This is a genomic window from Paraburkholderia sp. JPY465, from assembly GCF_050436725.1.
Taxonomy (GTDB): domain Bacteria; phylum Pseudomonadota; class Gammaproteobacteria; order Burkholderiales; family Burkholderiaceae; genus Paraburkholderia; species Paraburkholderia youngii.
Window position 1 is genome coordinate 298,220 of record NZ_JBNDMT010000007.1, and the last position, 17,861, is coordinate 316,080.

Below are 17,861 nucleotides of genomic sequence, written 5' to 3' on the forward strand. Positions count from 1 at the left end.
ACGCTCAAACCGCTGGGCGCGGGAACGCGAGGCACCGGCTATATCATGCCGGTTACGAACCCGATTGAATCGACCTTTGCGACGGTGCGCCATCGCACGAAACGCACGCGCAACTGTGTATCGCGCGCGACGTTCCTCGGGCTGGCGTTCAAGCTGATCGAGTCGGCCGAAGAATCGTGGCGGCGCATCCGCGCCCCGGAAAAGCTCACTTCGATGCTTGACGGGATGACGTTCAAGGATGGAGAACCGGTGACCGACAGCACACCGGCTCAGCAATCGCTAGCCGCCTGATTACGCCGAGACCGCATACACCAGATTTGACTTTAACTCACGGCCCAGATCCTCGCGATTGAGAATCTGTTCTCACGCCATACTGGTGGGCAGATGCAAGGTGAGCGGGTCAAGCGCCTGGATGAGATGCAGGTGAATGGATTCGGTTTTGCGTAAGCGCGAACTGAATGTGCCCGAAATTCGTGAACTGTTCGTCCGCTCGGAAAACCAAGCGCAGAAGGTGCGAGACTTCCGGACCGAACGTTTGGGCAAGCTCCTGTCAGGTGATGCGCCCTGCAGGCTCGCCGAAGGCCCACTCTGGGTGCTGCATCTGATTCCAACCCAAGCCGCGCTCGGCACAGGCAGCATCGACCCTCTACCCTATCTCGATTTCGCTCGCCAGATGCCCGCCATTGGCGGAACACCGACAAACTCCCGGGTCAACCTCGACGGCGCACTGGGGCTCAGAAACGAGGTGAATGGCGTAGTACAAGGGTACACACAGTTTTTCCGCAACGGCTTCGTCGAAGGCGTGTACGTGATATCCGCCAATGAGCGCGGCGCCCGCGTCCTGCCGGGCACACGGTACGAAGTGAACAGCTCAGGATGCTTGCGATTCACCGAACCCATTTGAAGTGCTTCTCGTTGACCAAGTGGTGGCAGGTGCCCGGCAGATCGCCGCCGCGGAGCCGGGCGTGTAATACGCTATCGGTCACGGTGAGCCCCTGGGCGGCATCAATCGCCGCGTCGTGCCGCTGGAGGCCGGTTTTCAGGAGTGGGCTGTTGATCTTCAGCCGTATTCCCTTCCTGACCATCTCCGAGCAGCTTCCCAAACTCGTCCTCGACATAGAGATCGCGGCTAAAGCGCCGCAGGCCTTCGGCCGCATAGAACGTTTCACGAGCCGCCGCGAGGTGCTCACGGTATGCGTCGTGTGCCTGAACCATGGCCTGATCCATCGGCAGGCCATTGCCTTCCGCCTCCGTGTACGCCCGTATAAGCTCCTCGACGTAGGTCATTTCATTGGGCTGAGCCTCCGCCGGTACAACCGGGTCGTCACCGCGCTCCGGCTCGATTCCAAAAAGGGCACAGTGAGCGATGGAGTCGTGCGCGTGCCAGTCCAGCAGATCCACAACCTGACACTCCTCGAACCGCGTGAAGTCGAATGCATTAATGAACGCTTCCATTTGAGCAGTCAGCTTTGCGACATGGCTTTTCAGACCTTGGGTACCGGCCTTCCATGCAACGAGAAGCCCTGCCCGCAGATCGGCAGGACTGGCCAACAAATCGTGCAGTTCCGGGCCCGCGTTCTTTGGCGCACAGAAGTAGTACTTTCTCGGCACCGGGAAGCTCTTGGCCAGCAGATGACCGAAGAATTTCACAAGCTCAGGATAGGCATCACTTGGCGTGAGACGATGTTCATAGTGCTTGGCCTGGTACAAATCCCAGCCGTCCGGAACCAAGGTGGCATGCAGCCGCGCTTCGACGTCTCGCCGCTTGTCACCGGCGTTCCCGAGCACCTTGACGGAGACATACCTGGCGGCGCCAATCGTCCGCTGGCGACACGCGGCAGCAATGAACTCCTCCCATTCCTTATCTGAAACCGTGTGCAGGAAAACGGATGGCGGGACCGTACCTCGCTTCACTACCAAGCGATTGGCCTTTGGTTTTTTGAGCTTCGCTTGGGCAGACATTCCGTTCTTGTTTGAGTTGGCGAGAAATTCAGAACCGAGAGCGCCGCCGCGGCGGGCACGGCGGCTTAGCTGTCTTCAGATGATTGCATATTCTAGTATTTCTGGCTCGCCAGATCCGCGCGATTCGGTAGGCGGCTGACGGCAATCGCGCTACGGATACGCACGCGACAGACTCCCCTGACTACGCCAAATTGGCCGCCGCGTCGCGCCCGTTGTTCTCGTCGCCGCGCGACCAGTCGTGTGCCATTCCTGCTTTAAGCGAGTGATGGATCCGGTGACGCAACGCCCGACAGTTCCCGTTCGAGCCGAAAGACCGAATCCTTCGCCGCGTCGAGCGAAAGCGCGGATTGTAATCCGGGTGTTCCTACATGGCTTCGAGGGAACCGGGGAGTCCCTGCCCCCTCTGCGGTTCGAGTGAGAGGTACGTAACGTTAAGCGTCTTGACTTCGTCGTAGCGAAGGACGAACACATCGCCGGCGATCGGGTAAAAGCGCGTGGTGTCCTCGATGAACAGTTCGTTCGCGGCGTCGTATTTCCGGTCGCTCTCGAGCCTGCGCCGTTGTGCCTGGACCAGCATCAGCCTGCCGAGCTGGCCGTCCGCGTTGACCTCGTAGCCGTCAAGGACGCCGGTATAGAGGAAGGAACCCTCCTTGAATTCAACGACGGCGGCAATCATCGCACCGTCGATGGCGCCGTCCCTCGGGTGATCGAGGCCGGAGAAAAGGTAATACCAGGGCGCATCCCCGCGCGCGAGGCGCGAGAGCCGATGTCCTTCCCGATCGAGCTCCCAGTGCTGAACCGCACCACGCCACACGAAAGCTGCGATAAGCGCGAGCCCGTTGGTAAGCAGGAAATAACCCGCGCCGGCGACGGGATGAATGTTGAGCCAGGTCAGTCGGCCGTCGAGGTCCTTGAGGGAAGACGGTCCACCGACGAGCAGGCGAATGACGTCACCAAGTTCAATTTCGTACCCCGCGGCCCGCGCCGCGACGGAACCGGCCGCATTGAAAAGCGCCGCACAAAGGAGCGCCTTCAGTACCACCGCGCTAAATGGGGTGTGATCAAATGTGCGTACTTCGTTGCGCTGGAAGAACTGGCGGAAGAGGAAACCGGGGAGGACGACGAGGAAGAGAAATAGGGCTGGAAATGCAACGTTCATGCGCCCGACCCGGCCACACGGACGAGTCTGGGCTGATAGCGCACGGCGTTACCCTTGGAATCCTGGACTGTAATTTCGACGTCGCTGGGACGCGCGAGCGAGGCCGACGCCAGAAATGCACGCAGTTGCTCGGCGGCCTTCGGGTCTTTCAGGACGTTCTCGAGGCGCTTGCTGCGGATGACTTTCATGGGACCTCCTTTCGGTACTGCAATCATATAGTTGCGCGGCCCTGTAAATCAACCTGGCGCGCGCAACGGAGCAACGCTCAGAAAAGCCCGCCCTGTCTCAGGTCCCGCGCCGGCGGCAGCGATGCGCGGGCGCGCCGGGCGCCGGGCGCCGCAGCGGCGCGCGAGCCGCCGCACGTGGGCGACTAGCTCCGTCTTTACCGCCCCGCTCGTGAGCGCCAGCGCGTACAGCCGCACGCCGTCCGGGCCGGGTTCGGAGCTTGACCCCGGGCGCGCGCGCAGCGAGGCACGCAGCGCTAGGCGCCGCGCCCGGTCGAGCAGCTGGGCGCGGCTCATGCCCGGCCAGCAGGCCGCGTCAACGTTCTGCATTACGTGACTGGCAGGCGTCCGACCGGGCTCTTCCGCCAATGTCCAGAAACGAAGGGTATGAAAGCCCCAACTTTCATACCCTTCACTTTTTATGTCCAAACGGGTACATTTCTGGTCGATCCCGTACGAACGCCCGTCGGTAAAGGGCCGCGACGCTGGCTGCGAATGCACCGACGCTTGGGGCACGCGCTGACTCCAACCGCAGGTCGTCCGACGAAGTGAAAGTTGATCCATTCCAGAAGTAAGACTTGTACCGGTCCGCGAAAGGGCTCTGAGCCCAACCACATTCTCAGTCGTCAGCGCGGCAACCACATTCTCAGAACAGCTGCGCTAGAAGCGGCGCCAGATTCTTCCACTTCACCGTGCTCCGGAAGGCAAGGCCATCTTCGTCAAGTGATTCGATGATCACGCGCTGACCGCGCGCTTCGGCCACCACCCGCACCACTCGCTCCCCATAGCGCATCAGCACGCCGATGTCCGGGCAGACATCCTTCCGTCGACCGCGTCCTGTGCGACTCATGTCTTCGCGCCGGACTTGCGTACAGCTTTCACAGGCCCGGCAGACTGCCGGCCCGCGCGGCGCGGAGCGCGGCGTGCGGCACTGCCCGGACCGGACGCTTTCTGCCGCAGGAATTCCAGCTCCTGCGCCTGGGCCTCGTGGCTCGCCCGCATCGCTTCAAATCGCCCCTCCAGCATACCCGCCGAATGGCGTAAATCTCCCAGTTGCGCCTGCAATGAATGGATCTCGGCCTGCGCGCGCTCGCCGTCGCGAGACGCGCGTTGCTGTACACCTTCAAGTTCGCGCTGCAGGCGCGTAGCCGCGGCCCGTTCGCGCTCGATCTCAAGCAGCGCGCGCTTCTCCGCGGCCTGCAAACGGGACTCGGCCAGTTCGGTGCTGGTCCGCTGTTTGTCGAGTTCAGCGGCGAAGTCGGTGCGGGCCTGCGCCAGAGCGGCGTCCCGCTCGCGTAGCGCCTGCTGCGCGCGCTCCAGCTCGCCTTCAAGCGCGTGACGGGTCGCCGCGGCCGCAGCCTGCGCCTGCTCGAGTTCCTGGATGCGTACTTGGGCGGCAAGCAGCGTGGTTGTCCGCTGCTCAAGCGCCGTTTCGGTGCGCGCCAGATCCGCCTGCACGGCCGTGACAGACGCCTCGGCGGCGAGCCGCGCGGCTTCGACTTCGGTCCGCAGCGCCTGGAGGGCGTCATCGGCCGCGCCGGCAGCACGCTTCCAGAGTATGGCCACCAGGTCGCCTGCCGCGTCACGCAGCTCCCCGGGCAGTTCGGCGTGTTCGATGCGCACGCGGCTTTTCTCCCGAAGCTCGGCCCAGAACGCGTCGAGCACCGCGACGGGCGTACTCATGCTGCCGCGGCGCACGAGCTGGTAGAGGCGGTTCGCCGTCGGCGTGACGCCGAAGCGTGACACCCCAAGACCACCGGATCCCATGAAAACCGCCCTCATCGCGCCGCGCCCGCTCGACGTCCTCGAACTGCCCGATGATCTCGACGGCCGCACCGGTGTCAATCGCGCCACCGGCCGCCGCCAGATCGCCGCCGATGACGACCTCGCGGCCGTGCGCGCATGGCTGGCGCGCGTCGCCGACACGAAAACCACCTTCGAGAACTACCGCAAGGAAGCCGAACGGCTGCTGCTGTGGTCCATCGTCCAGCTCGGCAAGCCGCTGTCCTCGCTCACGCACGAGGATCTGCTCGTGTACCAGCGCTTCCTCGCGGACCCGCAGCCGCGCGCGCGGTGGGTCAGCGGTGGGGAAAACGGCAGCGGCCGGAAGTTTTCGCGCGAGGATCCGCGCTGGCGCCCGTTTCACGGGCCGCTCGCCCCAAGCAGCCAGCGCCAGGCGATGGTCATCCTCAACGCCCTTTTCTCCTGGCTCGTCGGTGCGGGCTATCTGGGCGGCAACCCGCTGTCGCTCTCACGCCAGCGCGCGCGACGCTCAGCGCCGCGCGTCACGCGCTTTCTGGAGCGCGACCTGTGGCAGGAGGTCAAGGTCTACATCGATTCGCTGCCTCGCGAGACGGCCCGCGAACGCTACTGGCGCGCGCGCTGGCTGTTCACCCTGCTCTATCTGGCCGGCCTGCGCATCTCGGAAGTCAGTGGCAACACGATGGGCTGCTTCTTCTGCCGGCGCGACACCGACGGGCACGAGCGCTGGTGGCTCGAGGTCACGGGCAAGGGGGGCAAGGACCGGCTCGTGCCCGCCTCCGCCGAGATGATGGTCGAGCTTGGCCGCTACCGCCGCGAGCGTGGGCTGCCGCTGATGCCCGCGCAGCACGAGGACACGCAGCTCGTGCTGCCACTCGGAAAATCCATGAAACCGCTCACGCGCGCGGCGCTGCACACCATCGTCAAGGTCATCTTTGCCGGCGCCGCGAAAAAGCTGCGCCTGCGCGGCGACGAGTACGCTGCGCGCGCCGCGCAGCTCGAGCGCGCCTCGGCGCACTGGATGCGTCACGGCGCGGGTTCCCACATGGCCGACGGCGACGTCGATCTGCGGTTCATCCGCGACAACCTTGGCCATGCGTCGCTGACCACCACGAGCCTGTATCTGCACGCCGACGATGACCAGCGGCATCGCGAAACAGAAGAGAAGCACCGCATCGACTGGTAACCGGCGATCCCGCGCGGCATGCCGCGCTGCGCCGATGTAACCGGTTTCCGCAGCGAAGCCCAGTCCACTTGCCTGGACCGCGGAGTTCCCAGCGTTCGCCCGGGATCGACGCACCCAGCTCAGAACAGGCCGCCGCGCTCGGCGTCTTCACAAGAACCGGACACGATGGTGGTGCGGCCTCGGGTCTGGAAACATCGCACGCGGGTTTCCCCGGCCAGTACCGCACGCACCCGGGCGAGTTGCCGACCCAGCTCCGGCGAGTCGCCGGAGCCTGCAACAGGCGCCGGTTGCGCGAGCGTCGCCGCAAGGCAATCAGGCAGGCGGCAAATATCGGTGGCAGCGGGCATCCGCTGCTGAACGGACTGAACCAAATTACGCTCCCCGGTAGCGGACACGCCCCCACTCTAGCATGCTAGCTTCGTCCATGCCGCCCAGGAAATCGAGCGCAAGCTGGGCGTCGCGCAGCGTTGCCGCGGCCTGCCCCGGACAGCACAAGCCGTCGCCGGACCGGGCACGGCGACGCGCAGGACATCGCGATGGAAGGCGACATCGGCGGTGATCCGCACGAGTTCGCCTGGCGGGCCGTCCCGCGAAGTGATGTTGTTTCATCCCCAAAGAAAGTCCCATGGTGCGGTAACCCAACGTGCCGTGAGTTCAACTTTACTTTCCAGAAAAGCAAACTAAACGTGGACCTTGTTGACGAAGGGAAGTAAATCTGGAACTTTGCGGATGTTTGCTGGTGGCTGACGTTCGTCTGGTCGATCCTTGAGCGCTATTTGCACCACAACCGTTTTGCGAAGGCAGAGTCGAAAAAGTATCAGCCGGCTCTTTGTATTCTCTTGGGCGTTTCCTCGATCGAGGAACTGCTGGTGCTTTTCAAGACCGCCGAGGATTGCGGGATGTTGGAAGGGTATCGTTTCAACTCCTCGTTAGGCCGCATTCCGTTCAGGAAGTTGATGAACTACGACGGACTTTCAAAGGTTTCGTAGACTGCGGCATCGAGAGGGGCGGAGGGACCGCCCCTCGCATACTAATGAAAAAACGATCTTTTCAGTTTGCCTGTCGCTTCCCGATGCGTGGGTCTTCCATACGATATCCGTACATGATCATCGGACGATGTTGGTCCACGTCGCGTACCCTATGCAGGTGTCTCGCCGACAGCCAGAAAATCTTCAGGCGGATCCGCTCGAAGACTCATGTATTCGAGGCGCCACTGATCAACCCGTCGAAGATCTGCCAGCGAGAGATGTGTATCCGCGACGGCGACACTACTTTCAAGAGCAATTTCCTTAGCTTCCTCTGGCTTGCCATAGACGCTCGTGAATAGTTCGGAAATCTCGCTGGCCGCTTTCTCGGCTGCAGCACGCGCAACCGGGCCCCCTTCTGTAGCGTCATACGCAACGGTGATGCGTAGGAAGTAAGGCTCACCGTCTTCGAGGTCCTGAAAGCGCGCTGTGTCGAGGTCGAAGAAAACGCCCACCAGATGGGCGTTGTATGGCTCGAGGAGCTTGCCGGTCAGTTGCTCAACCGTCTTGCCCTTATGTTTTCGGCGAAGGCGATTCTCGAACGCATTCGGGAAAGCCGGACGACCATACCGCGCGGCCAGCCATTGCTTGAGTGCCCTCTTCTCGTCGGCATTCAGTGTGACTGACGCATCCGGATTGGCAGCGATCGCATCGAACATCGCCGTACCGACCACGCTTCGGGCATCGTGACGCAGTTCAAGCGCGAGCGTCTGCCCTTCCCTCGTGGTGTAGGAGAGATGAAGCCGGCGTACGTTTCGGGCACGAGTGAACGTTGGCTCCGCCGTCGCAACGATGTCCGCGACGATGCACTCGACAAAGGGCTCCCTGTCGTTGGCGAGATCGCAGTCGTGCGAGGTGACAACGACGCGATGTTGACCGCCGTCATCAAAGACGAGTCCGAGGTTCAACGCATGAGCGTCAACGATGAGACTGCCTTGCCGCCAAGCACTGTCACGTCCCGGCATCCCGCCCTCTCAGCGATCCTCGGCAGCACCTGGAATCGAAACATCCGATTGCCAGTCTGCTGTGGCTGGAGCCGCGCTATTCGAAAGACCTGAGAGTGCATAGGATCGCTCCATTGCCCGAGCCTCTTCAATCAAAGTCCGCACTGCCGCCGAACTGTCCTCCCCGGCCTTCAGGATGTCGAACAGGGAGCGATCTTCAAACGCTTTCATTTTCAGGAGACTTGACGCGCGCGCGACTCCTGCCGCCTTGAACGCGTCAGCGATCTGACTCAACGTCCTGATGCGCGCGAGCTTGTCCGCGTCCGGCATCGACTCTTCGGACAGCCACTTGTAGATCGCCTGGCGCGACACGTCGAAGAGAACCGCAAGGTTGCCAATAGCGGGATTCAGCACTGCGCGGACATTTTCCAGATGTTCCTTCGCCGTCCGGATATCCGCGCGCGGGCGCCTGCGCGGCGACCGCACCGCCGTGTCATCGCTGACAAAGAGTCCTGATCGAGGTGAAAGGTACCCGCTCCAACGGTCTACGTTCTCAAGCGGATATGCAGACCCCGTCCCAATGAACGGCCGCAACATCACCGGGTAATGCTTCGCAGCGCCAAACGCAGGCAATGATGATTGCATATGTCCGTCTCCTGATTAGTTTTTTACGACCAAGCCTTTAGGGCATGAGGCGTAACGATCGCCTCAAACGCCCGGCGGATATCTCGGTGTAATGCCTCGAGCTGGCTCGCGAGCGACGCGAAGTCAAGCGGAAATCGCCCCTGAACGAAATGGTCCGTGTCGATGACCGCATGACGCTGCGGCTCCTGCTTCGCGAACCGGTCTTTAATCACGAGTCCGTGCGGTGCTACGTCCGGCGGAAATCCAAGCGGAGCCACGGCGCGATGCACCCTCGCCACAAGGATGCCCCGGTCAGCCAAAACCCCCGGCTGCGTCTCGAATACCTGCTCGCTCGATGCCGATTGCTCGACCGCACCAAACTGGACGCCGCGCAGGCCGCCAGCAAGATACTGATCGACCGTCTCTGCCTCGCGCGGCTGCACAGCATCTAGGTACCGCAGACCTAGGCGACTCACATGATCAAGACCCACTACCTTGTGAACGTGTTCAAGCCCGCGCAATCCGTTTGGCAAAAACTGTCGGCGCGTGTCGTAGTGGGTAGTATGAAAGGCGATGAACGTCGGGCTGAGCACGAAACTGGACGTACGGTCTGCCGTAGTCATCCGCCAGACCTTCAGGGTCCCGACTTTGGGGACAGGCGGTGCGTCATTAGCTTCGAAGACGAACTCCAGTTGCGGCATCGCCTGCTCTTCGAAGAGCGTATACCCGTCGCGGCGCAGCAGATCCTGCACTTCCCCAGCGTATTTTTCCATCGCCGGGATCGGGTTGAACTGCGCCTGCAGCAAGGCATAGTAGACCGGCGCATTGGCCATTCGTCCATTCATGATCAGCGGGCGCGAAAACGTGAGGTTGACATTTCAGTTGTCAGTTTACACTGTAGTTGACACACGCACAAGGAGAACTGCTCAGAACCGGCCCGCGGCCTGCCGTCGCGGGGAGCGACATGTCGCGGGACACCCGACGTGGCGTGGGAACGAGCGCACGCGGACCATGAACCGGGCCCTTATATCCTCCACCGCTCACACCAGCGTATAGAGACCGGCGGCCGAATCAAAACCGGTGGCGTCGCTTCCCCGGCTCCGCCGCGGTGTTACGTCGATTGGGCTTTGTCCGGATGGGGGTATTGCAAAGCAAAGATGCTGCGGGTTGTGTAAAAGCGCAACAACTGAACCGCCCCGGGTTTCCCGGAGACTATTTTGCTTGAGTCATGCCACGGCGGCAGACCCAGCGAGATTTGCATAATAAGCGGCTTCGGCCTGCGCGGGTGGAATGTTGCCGATGGGGCCGAAGAGCCGACGATTGTTGAACCAGTCCACCCATTCGAGCGTCGCCATTTCAACGGCCTGCAGATTGCGCCACGGTCCGAGGCGATGGATGACCTCTGCCTTGTACAAGCCGTTGATCGTTTCAGCCAGTGCGTTATCGTAGGAGTCGCCCACGCTGCCCACCGACGGCTCGATGCCCGCCTCGACCAGCCGATCCGTATAGCGGATCGATACGTATTGCACGCCGCGGTCGCTGTGATGGATCAGCCCGTCCTGCTGCGCCGGCTGTCGTTCGTACAAGGCCTGCTCCAGTGCGTCCAGAACGAAGTCCGTGCGCGCCGAGCTCGACACGCGCCAGCCGACAATGCGTCGGGCGAACACGTCGATGATGAACGCGACATAGACGAAGCCCTGCCAGCTCGATACATAGGTAAAATCTGAAACCCACAGCGCATTGGGCCGTTCGGCCGTGAATTGCCGCTTCACCAGATCCTTCGGGCACGGCGTCGAACCATCGCTCACTGTCGTACGTACCGTCTTGCCCCGCACCACGCCGCGCAGGCCCATCTGCTTCATCAGCCGCTCGACCGTGCAGCGCGCCACGACAATGCCTTCGCGCTTCAATTGCGTCCAGACCTTGTCTGCGCCATAGACCTGGAAGTTTTCTTCCCACGCGCGCCGGATCTCATCCTTGAGCATCCTGTCACGCTGGGCCCGCGGCGGCACCAGGTCAGGATTGGCGCGGCGAGCCACATGGGTGTAGTACGTCGACGGTGCGATTGGCAGCACCCTGCAGATCGGCTCGACCCCGTAGACGTGCCGGTGATCATCGATGAACGTGATCATCACTTCGGTCGGCGGTCGAGCTCCGCCTGTGCGAAATACGCTGACGCCTTGCGCAGGATTTCATTGACCTGCCGAAGCTCACGTACTTCCCGCTCCAGTTCCTTGAGCCGATCCTGCTCCTGCGTACTCGTGCCCGGGCGCAAACCCCGATCCCGCTCCTCCTTGCGCACCCAGCTACGCAGCGTCTCGCCCGAGCAGCCAAACTTCGCCGCAATCGACGCGATCACTTTCCATTGCGATTCCCGGTCGCCTTGATGTTCCAGCACCATTCGCACAGCCCGCTCACGCACTTCCGGCGAGTATCTTGGGGATTTCTTCTTCGTGTTTTCCATAGCTCCATTTTCTCAAGAAGTGGAGTCTCCGGAAAACCCGGGGCGGTTCAGTTATCTTACATTCCGACCAAGGCTGGCAATACCAGATGCCGGTCTACCGGCGCCTTCTTGAGGCCCGCTCGATCACACAAAGCATGTCGCGCAAGGGCAACTGCTACGACAATGCCGCCATGGAGAGCTTCTTCGGAACGCTCAAAGCGGAGTTCTTTCGCTTGAACAAATTCGACAACCTTAACGAGCTGGAGACCGGCATAAAGGACTATATCCGATACTACAACCATGACCGTATCAAGCTAAAATTGCAGGGCATGAGCCCCGTCAAATATCGGGCTCGATTCGGTCAGGCGTAGTCATTTAACCGTCCAACTTCTGGGGGTCAGTCCAATTCGAGGTGGACACCTATGGCTGACAAAGACTCAGAGTTAAGAGTCGTACGACAGAGCTGTGATGGCCGGCGTCGCTACGACGAGCAAGGTAAGCGCACGCTGGTCGAGGCCGCGCTGCAACCCGGCGTTTCCGTCGCGCGCATGGCTCAGGAACACGGGATCAATGCCAATCTGCTACGTAAATGGATCACAAAATACCTGCTGGAGCGGGAGAAAGGCATCTCGCCTGCACCACAGGAGCCTTTTGCTGAACATCACGAGACGGCGCCTGCGGCAGAAGTGATCGATGGCGTGGCCATCGACCTTCTGGGTCCGTGCAAGGCCGCATCACCCACGAGAACGTCATCTGCATTCGTCCCCGTCGTTTCGGTGCCGCCGGCGTTGCTCCCCGAAGGAAGCGCCTTGGCGAGAGCGCCTATGCCCTCATCGCCGTCAATGGCGCTTGCGCTGCACGTGCGTCTGCCGAACGGCGTCGAGTTTGATATCGCGGACGCGACCATCGACGAACTGGCCACCGTGGTCCAGATGCTTGGGAGAATGCCGTGTTCCGGTTCGACGCGAATCTGAAGGTGTACCTGCACCGCGATGCCGTCGATTTCCGATACGGCATGAACAGCCTGTCGATTCTAGTTGAGCAGTCGATGCGCCTGAACCCGATGGACTCCTCGCTTTACGTGTTTGGAAACCGTCGCCGCGACCGGGTCAAGATCCTCGGCTGGGATGGCAGCGGCTTCTGGCTCCTGACGAAACGCCTTGAGACCGATAGGTTCATATGGCCCGACCGGAAAGCCGAGATCGTGACGATGACGCCTGATCTGTTACATGCGCTGCTTGAGGGCGATGACATCAGCACGATCCAGCGACATCCGAAGCGCGAGTATCTGCGCGTGAGCTGAACGCGTCATCGGGGTGCCGGTCTAATCCGCATGCCGGGCCAGGTCACGATCACCGCCGACGAACTGAAAGAGCTGCTCGCTGAGCGCGATGCCGCCCGTGCGCTGCGCGAAGAACAGGAGGCGCTACGCGGCGCCCTGCGGCTCGTGACAGCGGAACGTGATCTGGCCGAGGAACGGCTGCGTGCTTACCGTCGTGAACTGTTCGGCGCGAAAAGCGAAGCACGGGATTCCAATCAACCCGGGCTGTTCAACGAAGCCGAAGCACTTGGCGCGAACAGCGCGCCCGCCCTAGAAGACACTCCGGAAACGACGGTTGCCGCGCACACGCGCAAGCGGCGTGGTCACCGCAAACCGCTCGATCCCGAACTGCCGCGTGAGGTCGTGCGTCACGAACTGCCTGAAGCCGAACGCTTCTGTACGAACGACGGCCACGCGCTCGTCGAGATCGGCGTTGAGATCAGCGAGCAGCTCGATGTAATTCCGGAGCAGCTTCGCGTGCTCCAGCACCGGCGCGTCAAATATGCGTGTCCATGCTGCGATCTCGGCATCAAGGTCACGCCAGCGCCGCCGCGTATCATCCCGCGTGGGCTGCTGAGTGAATCAGCGCTTGCGTGGATCGCCACCGGCAAGTATCAGTTCGGGATGCCACTGTACCGTCAGGCCGGACTGCTACGTCGTTTCGGCGGTGACATCTCGTCCAACACGATCGCCGCAAGCATGGTACGCGTCGGTCTGGCGACCCAGCCGGTGATCAACCTGATGCGTGATGCGCTGCTCGACGCGGATCTGGTCTACTGCGACGAGACGACATTCCAGGTCCTGAAGGAGAAGGGGCGAAAGCCTCAAACGAAGAGCTACCTCTGGTCGCAGATGACCGATTCAGGACATCCGGTCCGCTGCTTCACGTACACGCCGGGACGCGGCGCTCAGCTGGCCGACAAACTGTTCATGGGCATCCGCAAGGGCGCGGTCCTGATGACCGATGGCTATGAGCCCTATAACAGCATCGCCGACCGATACCAGCTCGTGCATCTTGGATGCTGGGTTCACTGCCGACGCTACTTCGTCAAGGCAGAAGACAATGTGCCCAAGGCAGCGCGCTCGCCCGACCTGTTGGCCACACGCTTCATCAAGCTGATCGGAAGGTTGTTCGTCGCCGAGGCACGCAGCGCGAAATGGGAAGCCAACCGGCGACAGCGATTGCGACGGCGATACAGTGCACGAGTGCTCGACGCCATCCGCAATCTGATGCTCGAGCAATCTCCCGGTGTCGTGCCCAACAGTCTGCTCGGAAAGGCGCTAACTTATCTGCGCGAGCAATGGCCCAAGCTGATCCTCTACGTTGAGAACGGCAACTGGCCCATATCGAACAACGACTGTGAGAATTCGATCCGCCCGTTTGTAATTGGGCGCCGCGGCTGGCTGTTCTCGGACACGGTTGATGGCGCGACTGCGAGCGCCAATCTTTACTCTCTGGTCGAAACCTGCAAAGCCTGTCGAATCGACCCGTACCGCTACCTCCACTGGCTGTTCAGGCACATCCCTCTGGCGACCAGTGTCGACGACTACGACGCGCTTCTGCCCTGGAAAATGCCTGCTTCCCTGCGCTGAGCACACGCCACGCCTCTCTGCGATTCATGGCCTTCAACTCCACTCGCAGAGGGACGTCGATAATGGATCGCTTACGGTCAACCATCGCGAGCCAGCTGTTCAATGCGAAGGAACCAATGACGCTATTCGAACTACAGGCATGGCTCGGTCATCGTTCGCCAGTTACCACGCAGCACTATGTCGCCTTCACGCCTACGAAGCTGGCAAAGGCTTATTCGGAGGCGCAGTATTTCCAGCGGAACCTGTGAATGATGGAGGTGCTGATTGATCGGCAGGTGATAGATGAGCGAAGCATTGACCAGCCGTGGCGTTACTACGACTTGGGACACGGATTATGCTCGTACGAATTCTTCGATCAATGTCCGCACCGCATGGCCTGTGCACGGTGTAACTTCTACGTCCCGAAGGAATCGAACCGGGCCGAACTGATCGCATCAAAGGCAGGCATGATCCGGATGTTGCCGGAAATCCCGCTCACGGATGACGAGCGCGATGCGGTAGAGGGTGACCGGCAGGCTGTCGAGCGTCTTCTTCAGCGCCTGGAATTTACGCCCGCGCCAGATGGTTCAGTTCCGCGGAAGCGGTGAGGTACCTGTGCTAACACTTAAATCCTCAATGCAGTCGTGAAGCGCAAACTGACCAGATGCTCGCGTCAGCGAATATCTCCATGCTCACCTGAAGATTCGATCAGGTTCGGATGACCGATACGTTGCTTGCGCGGTTCGAACGCCAGGTGCAGGGAGAGACCAATTGCTGCGCCGATCAGCTCGGCGATGACGAAGCCGGGTACGCTCGACGGCGCAATGCCTGCGAAGCTGTCGCTGAACATGCGGCCAAACGCAGCGGCCGGGTTTGCGAACGACGTTGACGCCGTGAACCAGTATGCAGCACCAATGTAGGCGGCTACCAGGATTGACGCGCGCCCGGCCGGCGCGCGCAGGATGACGACCAGCAAGCCGGCGGTAGCCACTGCTTCGGCAATCCATTGCCCGGTTCCCGTACGAACCTTGCTCGATAGCTCGACGATGGGTAGATCGAACATTGCATGCGCAAGCCACGCGCCGAGCAGTGCGCCGACCAGCTGTGCAGCGATATGCGGCAGGAGTTCACGCACAGGCAGTTCGCCACGCAGCGTCATGACGGCGCTGACTGCCGGATTGAAATGCGCGCCGCTCAATGGCCCGAAAACTTCAATCAGCACATACAGGCCGCCCACCGTCGCCAGGGTGTTGGCGAGCAGGGCAATTGCGACATTGCCACCCGCAAGTCGTGCCGCCAGGATGCCGGAACCGATGACCACCGCGAGCAGCAGGGCCGTACCAAGCAGCTCGGCGAAGACCTTGCGCTTAAGCCCCATCACTGCGGTCATGATTTGGCGATCGCTGTGAGGGCACGCTGGAGGTCCTCGTTGCTGATCGCGTCCAGTGGCAGCGCGAGCAATTGCAGCATGCGATATCCGATCGCCTGACGGGTAAGTTCGAACGCGACCCGCTTGCCGTCGTCGTCGCCGGGCGCAACAGATGGATCGGCATATCCCCAGTGAACCTTGACCGGACTGCCCGGCCAGTAGGGACATGTCTCGGCAGCCGCGCTGTCGCAGACGGTGATGACGATACGCATGAGAGGGGCGTCGTCGTCGGCAAATTCATCCCAGCTCTTGCTGCGATAGCCGCTCACGTCGATACCCGCGCGTGTGAGTGCCTCGACGGCGAACGGATTCAGGCGACCGCCTGGTGCGCTGCCCGCGCTGAAAGCGCGCACGTTCTTGCCGAGCTTCGCAGCGAGGTGATTCAGCATGGCCTCGCCGAGCACGCTGCGCGCCGAGTTGTGCGTGCACAGGATCAGTACGTTGGTCGTCATGTGTTCCCCATTGAGTCGCGCGCAGGACTCAGCAGCACGACGAAGACTTGACCGGAGCTCCGACCGGTTTGCCCGATGATGGAGCGCAGCACGCTGCGACCTCGGAAGCGCGCGCACTGTTCTGCGCACTACGTGATTCACCGAATACGGGAATGTCGTTCAGCGTGTGATATGACTCCCATGCAATACCCTGCGGATCGACAGTCCAGTACTTGTTCGACTTCGCATAGCAGCAGGCGGTACCGATTTGCGCATCGACGGGAAGCGCTGCGCTCTCCAGCCGATCGTGCATCTCGGCCAGTTCGCCTTCGTTCTCGACCTGCACGCCAAGGTGGGCAAGCCCGGGCGTAGCGCCGCGTTGCGAGATAGAGAAATTGACGCGCGGGTCGTCGAGCATCCACTTTGCGTAGTCGTCCTTGACGACGGTTGGTTCGGCTGCAAACAACGCCGAGTAGAAGCGGATACTCGCTGTGAGATCTGTGACGGCGACGTGAATGTGAAAGCGCTTCATGACTGTTTCTCCCTGGCGGGCGAACACGCTGATGCCCGCGAACAGGGGTTGCCGCCACAGCAGTTCTCGGTGAGGTAAGCGAGCAGGCCGTTCATCGTCGCGAAGTTCGCGCTATAGAAGACGAACCGGCCTTCCTGACGGCTGGTAACGAGTTGTGTGTGGGTCAGTTCCTTCAAATGGAAGGAGAGCGACGACGGTGGCACATCCAGCAACGTGGCGATCTGGCCTGCGGACATGCCTTCGGGGCCTGCCTGCACAAGAGCGCGAAAGACCGCGAGTCGGGACTCGTGCGCGAGTGCCGCAAGCGCAGCGACGGTATCAGTCGTTTCCATAATTCGACTATAGTCGAATTATGGAAATAAAGCAAAGCGTGAATGTAGCGGGCTCACCTCAAACGGCGATCAGCGTGGGCGAATGTCCGATGGAGCTCGACGCGCCATTTGCCAACAAAAATTGGTTCAATTCCACATAATTGGGGCTATCCGGGCCTCCATTTCCGGACACCTTATTAGGTAAAAATTACATAACTGATTTTTCGGGCAAGGTAGCCGGCTGTGGGGGGGGCGGCGGCGCCCCAAAAGGGCGAAACCGGTGCGATGCGAGCCCGGTGTCGCATCTTCCAGGAGAGCGCCGTCGGCTGCCTGTCTCGCCGCAGTCATCCATCGAACCTGGGCGCAAGCGCGCAAGCGGTTGGCCACAAAGTGGTCACGCACGGGCGCCGATCGCAAAAACCTCCCGGTTTCGTTCCGGTCCGCGCCGGTTGCCCGGACGCCCGCGGATCGGGTAGGGTGACGGCTTCACTTCCCCACCTCTGCAGGAAAAATAATGAACAAACAGGAACTGCTCGATGCCGTCGCTGCGAAGACGGGCACCACCAAGGCGGAGACCACCGAAACGCTCGATGCGCTGATCGGCACCATCGCCAGCGCGGTCACGCAGGGTGATGCCGTGCAGCTCATCGGCTTCGGGTCGTTTTCGACGGGTGCGCGGGCCGCGAGGATCGGCCCGAATCCGGCGACCGGCGCTGAGATCCAGATCCCTGCAGCGAAGACGGTCAAGTTCACGGGGGGAACGGCGTTTAAGAACGCGGCGAACGGAGCCTGAAACGGCCGTCACGGCCGGCCCGGTTCGCGCGATGGCCTCGGAAAACTTGCCGGATGGCTCGGGCCGCTCCCGCGTTCTGTTGGCGATGAAGGGTCAACGGAAAGGCGAGGATGATCATTGCCGCCGAGGGTCAGCGACACACCT

Annotated in this window: 23 protein-coding genes, 2 pseudogenes and 1 other annotated feature; of the genes and pseudogenes, 10 read left to right on the forward strand and 15 right to left on the reverse strand. The window is 61.5% G+C overall.

The annotated features are described in order from the left end of the window. Positions 1–54 precede the first annotated feature (54 nt). Positions 55–291 (forward strand): annotated as a pseudogene (locus tag QFZ94_RS42015) (IS256 family transposase); the annotation flags it as partial. 136 nt (positions 292–427) lie between these two features. After that, entirely contained in the window at positions 428–904 is a 477-nt protein-coding gene (locus tag QFZ94_RS42020; RefSeq protein ID WP_429463924.1) for a hypothetical protein, read from the forward strand. On the opposite strand, the gene QFZ94_RS42025 is transcribed toward QFZ94_RS42020, so the two are convergent. From QFZ94_RS42025 to QFZ94_RS42050, 6 genes are all read right to left on the reverse strand, one after another. After that, the gene (locus tag QFZ94_RS42025; protein WP_429463926.1) at positions 888–1,118 is read right to left on the reverse strand and encodes an ABC-three component system protein; all 231 of its coding nucleotides are present in this window, start codon (positions 1,116–1,118) and stop codon (positions 888–890) included. The genes QFZ94_RS42020 and QFZ94_RS42025 overlap by 17 nt on opposite strands. Further along, positions 1,006–1,962, reverse strand: coding sequence for an ABC-three component system protein (locus tag QFZ94_RS42030; protein WP_429463928.1), 957 nt, complete (start codon positions 1,960–1,962; stop codon positions 1,006–1,008). The genes QFZ94_RS42025 and QFZ94_RS42030 overlap by 113 nt, the downstream gene beginning before the upstream one ends. A 364-nt stretch (positions 1,963–2,326) precedes the next feature. Further along, positions 2,327–3,121: a hypothetical protein gene (locus QFZ94_RS42035; RefSeq protein ID WP_429463930.1), complete on the reverse strand. Its 795-nt coding sequence runs from the start codon at positions 3,119–3,121 to the stop codon at positions 2,327–2,329. Further along, positions 3,118–3,309 (reverse strand): hypothetical protein, encoded by a 192-nt coding sequence (locus QFZ94_RS42040; protein ID WP_429463931.1) that lies wholly within the window; start codon positions 3,307–3,309, stop codon positions 3,118–3,120. The genes QFZ94_RS42035 and QFZ94_RS42040 overlap by 4 nt, the downstream gene beginning before the upstream one ends. Positions 3,310–3,991: 682 nt before the next feature. Then, positions 3,992–4,195 carry a hypothetical protein gene (locus QFZ94_RS42045; RefSeq protein WP_176112529.1) on the reverse strand — a complete coding sequence of 68 codons (204 nt, stop codon included), beginning with the start codon at positions 4,193–4,195 and terminating at the stop codon, positions 3,992–3,994. Further along, complete coding sequence (locus QFZ94_RS42050) at positions 4,192–5,091, reverse strand: DNA-binding protein (RefSeq protein WP_429463933.1); 900 nt, start codon at positions 5,089–5,091, stop codon at positions 4,192–4,194. Before QFZ94_RS42050 ends, QFZ94_RS42045 begins: the two co-directional genes overlap by 4 nt. A gap of 19 nt (positions 5,092–5,110) precedes the next feature. Here QFZ94_RS42050 and QFZ94_RS42055 point away from each other — a divergent pair, with 19 nt between their 5' ends. Further along, a complete protein-coding gene (locus QFZ94_RS42055) occupies positions 5,111–6,292 on the forward strand; it encodes a tyrosine-type recombinase/integrase (protein ID WP_429463935.1) in 1,182 nt (393 codons plus the stop codon). Positions 6,293–6,411: 119 nt separating this feature from the next. On the opposite strand, the gene QFZ94_RS42060 is transcribed toward QFZ94_RS42055, so the two are convergent. From QFZ94_RS42060 to QFZ94_RS42080, 5 genes are all read right to left on the reverse strand, one after another. Continuing rightward, positions 6,412–6,663, reverse strand: coding sequence for a hypothetical protein (locus QFZ94_RS42060; protein ID WP_152855076.1), 252 nt, complete (start codon positions 6,661–6,663; stop codon positions 6,412–6,414). Positions 6,664–7,430: 767 nt separating this feature from the next. Next, complete coding sequence (locus tag QFZ94_RS42065; protein ID WP_429463937.1) at positions 7,431–8,225, reverse strand: hypothetical protein; 795 nt, start codon at positions 8,223–8,225, stop codon at positions 7,431–7,433. Between the two features lie 66 nt (positions 8,226–8,291). After that, the gene (locus tag QFZ94_RS42070) at positions 8,292–8,906 is read right to left on the reverse strand and encodes a hypothetical protein (RefSeq protein WP_429463939.1); all 615 of its coding nucleotides are present in this window, start codon (positions 8,904–8,906) and stop codon (positions 8,292–8,294) included. 23 nt (positions 8,907–8,929) lie between these two features. Then, complete coding sequence (locus tag QFZ94_RS42075) at positions 8,930–9,730, reverse strand: TIGR04255 family protein (protein WP_429463940.1); 801 nt, start codon at positions 9,728–9,730, stop codon at positions 8,930–8,932. A gap of 381 nt (positions 9,731–10,111) precedes the next feature. Then, a protein-coding gene (locus QFZ94_RS42080; RefSeq protein ID WP_429458928.1) for an IS3 family transposase occupies positions 10,112–11,349 on the reverse strand; the annotation gives its coding sequence in 2 pieces (ribosomal slippage) (positions 10,112–11,046 and positions 11,046–11,349; 1,239 coding nt in all). Further along, positions 10,943–11,059, reverse strand: a sequence feature (AL1L pseudoknot). (Overlaps the previous gene by 117 nt.) Before the next feature lie 53 nt (positions 11,350–11,402). Here QFZ94_RS42080 and QFZ94_RS42085 point away from each other — a divergent pair. From QFZ94_RS42085 to QFZ94_RS42110, 6 genes and pseudogenes are all read left to right on the forward strand, one after another. Further along, positions 11,403–11,699: pseudogene (locus QFZ94_RS42085) on the forward strand (IS3 family transposase); the annotation flags it as partial. Positions 11,700–11,750: 51 nt separating this feature from the next. Continuing rightward, complete coding sequence (locus QFZ94_RS42090; RefSeq protein ID WP_429463942.1) at positions 11,751–12,302, forward strand: transposase; 552 nt, start codon at positions 11,751–11,753, stop codon at positions 12,300–12,302. After that, the gene (gene tnpB, locus QFZ94_RS42095) at positions 12,278–12,631 is read left to right on the forward strand and encodes an IS66 family insertion sequence element accessory protein TnpB (protein WP_429463943.1); all 354 of its coding nucleotides are present in this window, start codon (positions 12,278–12,280) and stop codon (positions 12,629–12,631) included. The genes QFZ94_RS42090 and tnpB overlap by 25 nt, the downstream gene beginning before the upstream one ends. A gap of 30 nt (positions 12,632–12,661) precedes the next feature. Next, the gene (gene tnpC / locus QFZ94_RS42100) at positions 12,662–14,242 is read left to right on the forward strand and encodes an IS66 family transposase (protein ID WP_429463945.1); all 1,581 of its coding nucleotides are present in this window, start codon (positions 12,662–12,664) and stop codon (positions 14,240–14,242) included. Positions 14,243–14,304: 62 nt separating this feature from the next. Continuing rightward, positions 14,305–14,490: a hypothetical protein gene (locus tag QFZ94_RS42105; protein WP_429463947.1), complete on the forward strand. Its 186-nt coding sequence runs from the start codon at positions 14,305–14,307 to the stop codon at positions 14,488–14,490. Next, entirely contained in the window at positions 14,491–14,829 is a 339-nt protein-coding gene (locus QFZ94_RS42110) for a hypothetical protein (RefSeq protein WP_429463949.1), read from the forward strand. Positions 14,830–14,894: 65 nt separating this feature from the next. On the opposite strand, the gene QFZ94_RS42115 is transcribed toward QFZ94_RS42110, so the two are convergent. From QFZ94_RS42115 to QFZ94_RS42130, 4 genes are read right to left on the reverse strand one after another with little or no spacing between them, the layout of a single operon-like run. Beyond that, positions 14,895–15,611, reverse strand: a complete 717-nt coding sequence (locus QFZ94_RS42115) for an aquaporin (RefSeq protein ID WP_429463951.1) — start codon at positions 15,609–15,611, stop codon at positions 14,895–14,897. Next, positions 15,608–16,102 (reverse strand): arsenate reductase ArsC, encoded by a 495-nt coding sequence (locus tag QFZ94_RS42120; protein ID WP_429463953.1) that lies wholly within the window; start codon positions 16,100–16,102, stop codon positions 15,608–15,610. The genes QFZ94_RS42115 and QFZ94_RS42120 overlap by 4 nt, the downstream gene beginning before the upstream one ends. A 28-nt stretch (positions 16,103–16,130) precedes the next feature. After that, complete coding sequence (locus QFZ94_RS42125) at positions 16,131–16,613, reverse strand: ArsI/CadI family heavy metal resistance metalloenzyme (RefSeq protein ID WP_429463955.1); 483 nt, start codon at positions 16,611–16,613, stop codon at positions 16,131–16,133. Continuing rightward, positions 16,610–16,945: an ArsR/SmtB family transcription factor gene (locus QFZ94_RS42130; protein WP_429463957.1), complete on the reverse strand. Its 336-nt coding sequence runs from the start codon at positions 16,943–16,945 to the stop codon at positions 16,610–16,612. The genes QFZ94_RS42125 and QFZ94_RS42130 overlap by 4 nt, the downstream gene beginning before the upstream one ends. A 493-nt stretch (positions 16,946–17,438) precedes the next feature. On the opposite strand from QFZ94_RS42130, the gene QFZ94_RS42135 reads away from it, so the two are divergent. Further along, complete coding sequence (locus tag QFZ94_RS42135; protein WP_429463960.1) at positions 17,439–17,717, forward strand: HU family DNA-binding protein; 279 nt, start codon at positions 17,439–17,441, stop codon at positions 17,715–17,717. Positions 17,718–17,861 lie beyond the last annotated feature (144 nt).

What these genes read in the sequence shown, in the direction of transcription:
- QFZ94_RS42055 (WP_429463935.1), top strand. Translation starts at nt 5,111, where the DNA reads ATGAAAACCGCCCTCATCGCGCCGCGCCCGCTCGACGTCCTCGAACTG.
- QFZ94_RS42125 (WP_429463955.1), bottom strand. Translation starts at nt 16,613, where the DNA reads ATGAAGCGCTTTCACATTCACGTCGCCGTCACAGATCTCACAGCGAGT.
- QFZ94_RS42040 (WP_429463931.1), bottom strand. Translation starts at nt 3,309, where the DNA reads ATGAAAGTCATCCGCAGCAAGCGCCTCGAGAACGTCCTGAAAGACCCG.
- QFZ94_RS42090 (WP_429463942.1), top strand. Translation starts at nt 11,751, where the DNA reads ATGGCTGACAAAGACTCAGAGTTAAGAGTCGTACGACAGAGCTGTGAT.
- QFZ94_RS42105 (WP_429463947.1), top strand. Translation starts at nt 14,305, where the DNA reads ATGGATCGCTTACGGTCAACCATCGCGAGCCAGCTGTTCAATGCGAAG.
- QFZ94_RS42070 (WP_429463939.1), bottom strand. Translation starts at nt 8,906, where the DNA reads ATGCAATCATCATTGCCTGCGTTTGGCGCTGCGAAGCATTACCCGGTG.
- QFZ94_RS42035 (WP_429463930.1), bottom strand. Translation starts at nt 3,121, where the DNA reads ATGAACGTTGCATTTCCAGCCCTATTTCTCTTCCTCGTCGTCCTCCCC.
- tnpC (WP_429463945.1), top strand. Translation starts at nt 12,662, where the DNA reads ATGCCGGGCCAGGTCACGATCACCGCCGACGAACTGAAAGAGCTGCTC.
- QFZ94_RS42045 (WP_176112529.1), bottom strand. Translation starts at nt 4,195, where the DNA reads ATGAGTCGCACAGGACGCGGTCGACGGAAGGATGTCTGCCCGGACATC.
- QFZ94_RS42110 (WP_429463949.1), top strand. Translation starts at nt 14,491, where the DNA reads ATGATGGAGGTGCTGATTGATCGGCAGGTGATAGATGAGCGAAGCATT.
- QFZ94_RS42135 (WP_429463960.1), top strand. Translation starts at nt 17,439, where the DNA reads ATGAACAAACAGGAACTGCTCGATGCCGTCGCTGCGAAGACGGGCACC.
- QFZ94_RS42130 (WP_429463957.1), bottom strand. Translation starts at nt 16,945, where the DNA reads ATGGAAACGACTGATACCGTCGCTGCGCTTGCGGCACTCGCGCACGAG.
- QFZ94_RS42075 (WP_429463940.1), bottom strand. Translation starts at nt 9,730, where the DNA reads ATGAATGGACGAATGGCCAATGCGCCGGTCTACTATGCCTTGCTGCAG.
- QFZ94_RS42020 (WP_429463924.1), top strand. Translation starts at nt 428, where the DNA reads ATGGATTCGGTTTTGCGTAAGCGCGAACTGAATGTGCCCGAAATTCGT.
- QFZ94_RS42120 (WP_429463953.1), bottom strand. Translation starts at nt 16,102, where the DNA reads ATGACGACCAACGTACTGATCCTGTGCACGCACAACTCGGCGCGCAGC.
- QFZ94_RS42025 (WP_429463926.1), bottom strand. Translation starts at nt 1,118, where the DNA reads ATGTCGAGGACGAGTTTGGGAAGCTGCTCGGAGATGGTCAGGAAGGGA.
- QFZ94_RS42115 (WP_429463951.1), bottom strand. Translation starts at nt 15,611, where the DNA reads ATGACCGCAGTGATGGGGCTTAAGCGCAAGGTCTTCGCCGAGCTGCTT.
- QFZ94_RS42030 (WP_429463928.1), bottom strand. Translation starts at nt 1,962, where the DNA reads ATGTCTGCCCAAGCGAAGCTCAAAAAACCAAAGGCCAATCGCTTGGTA.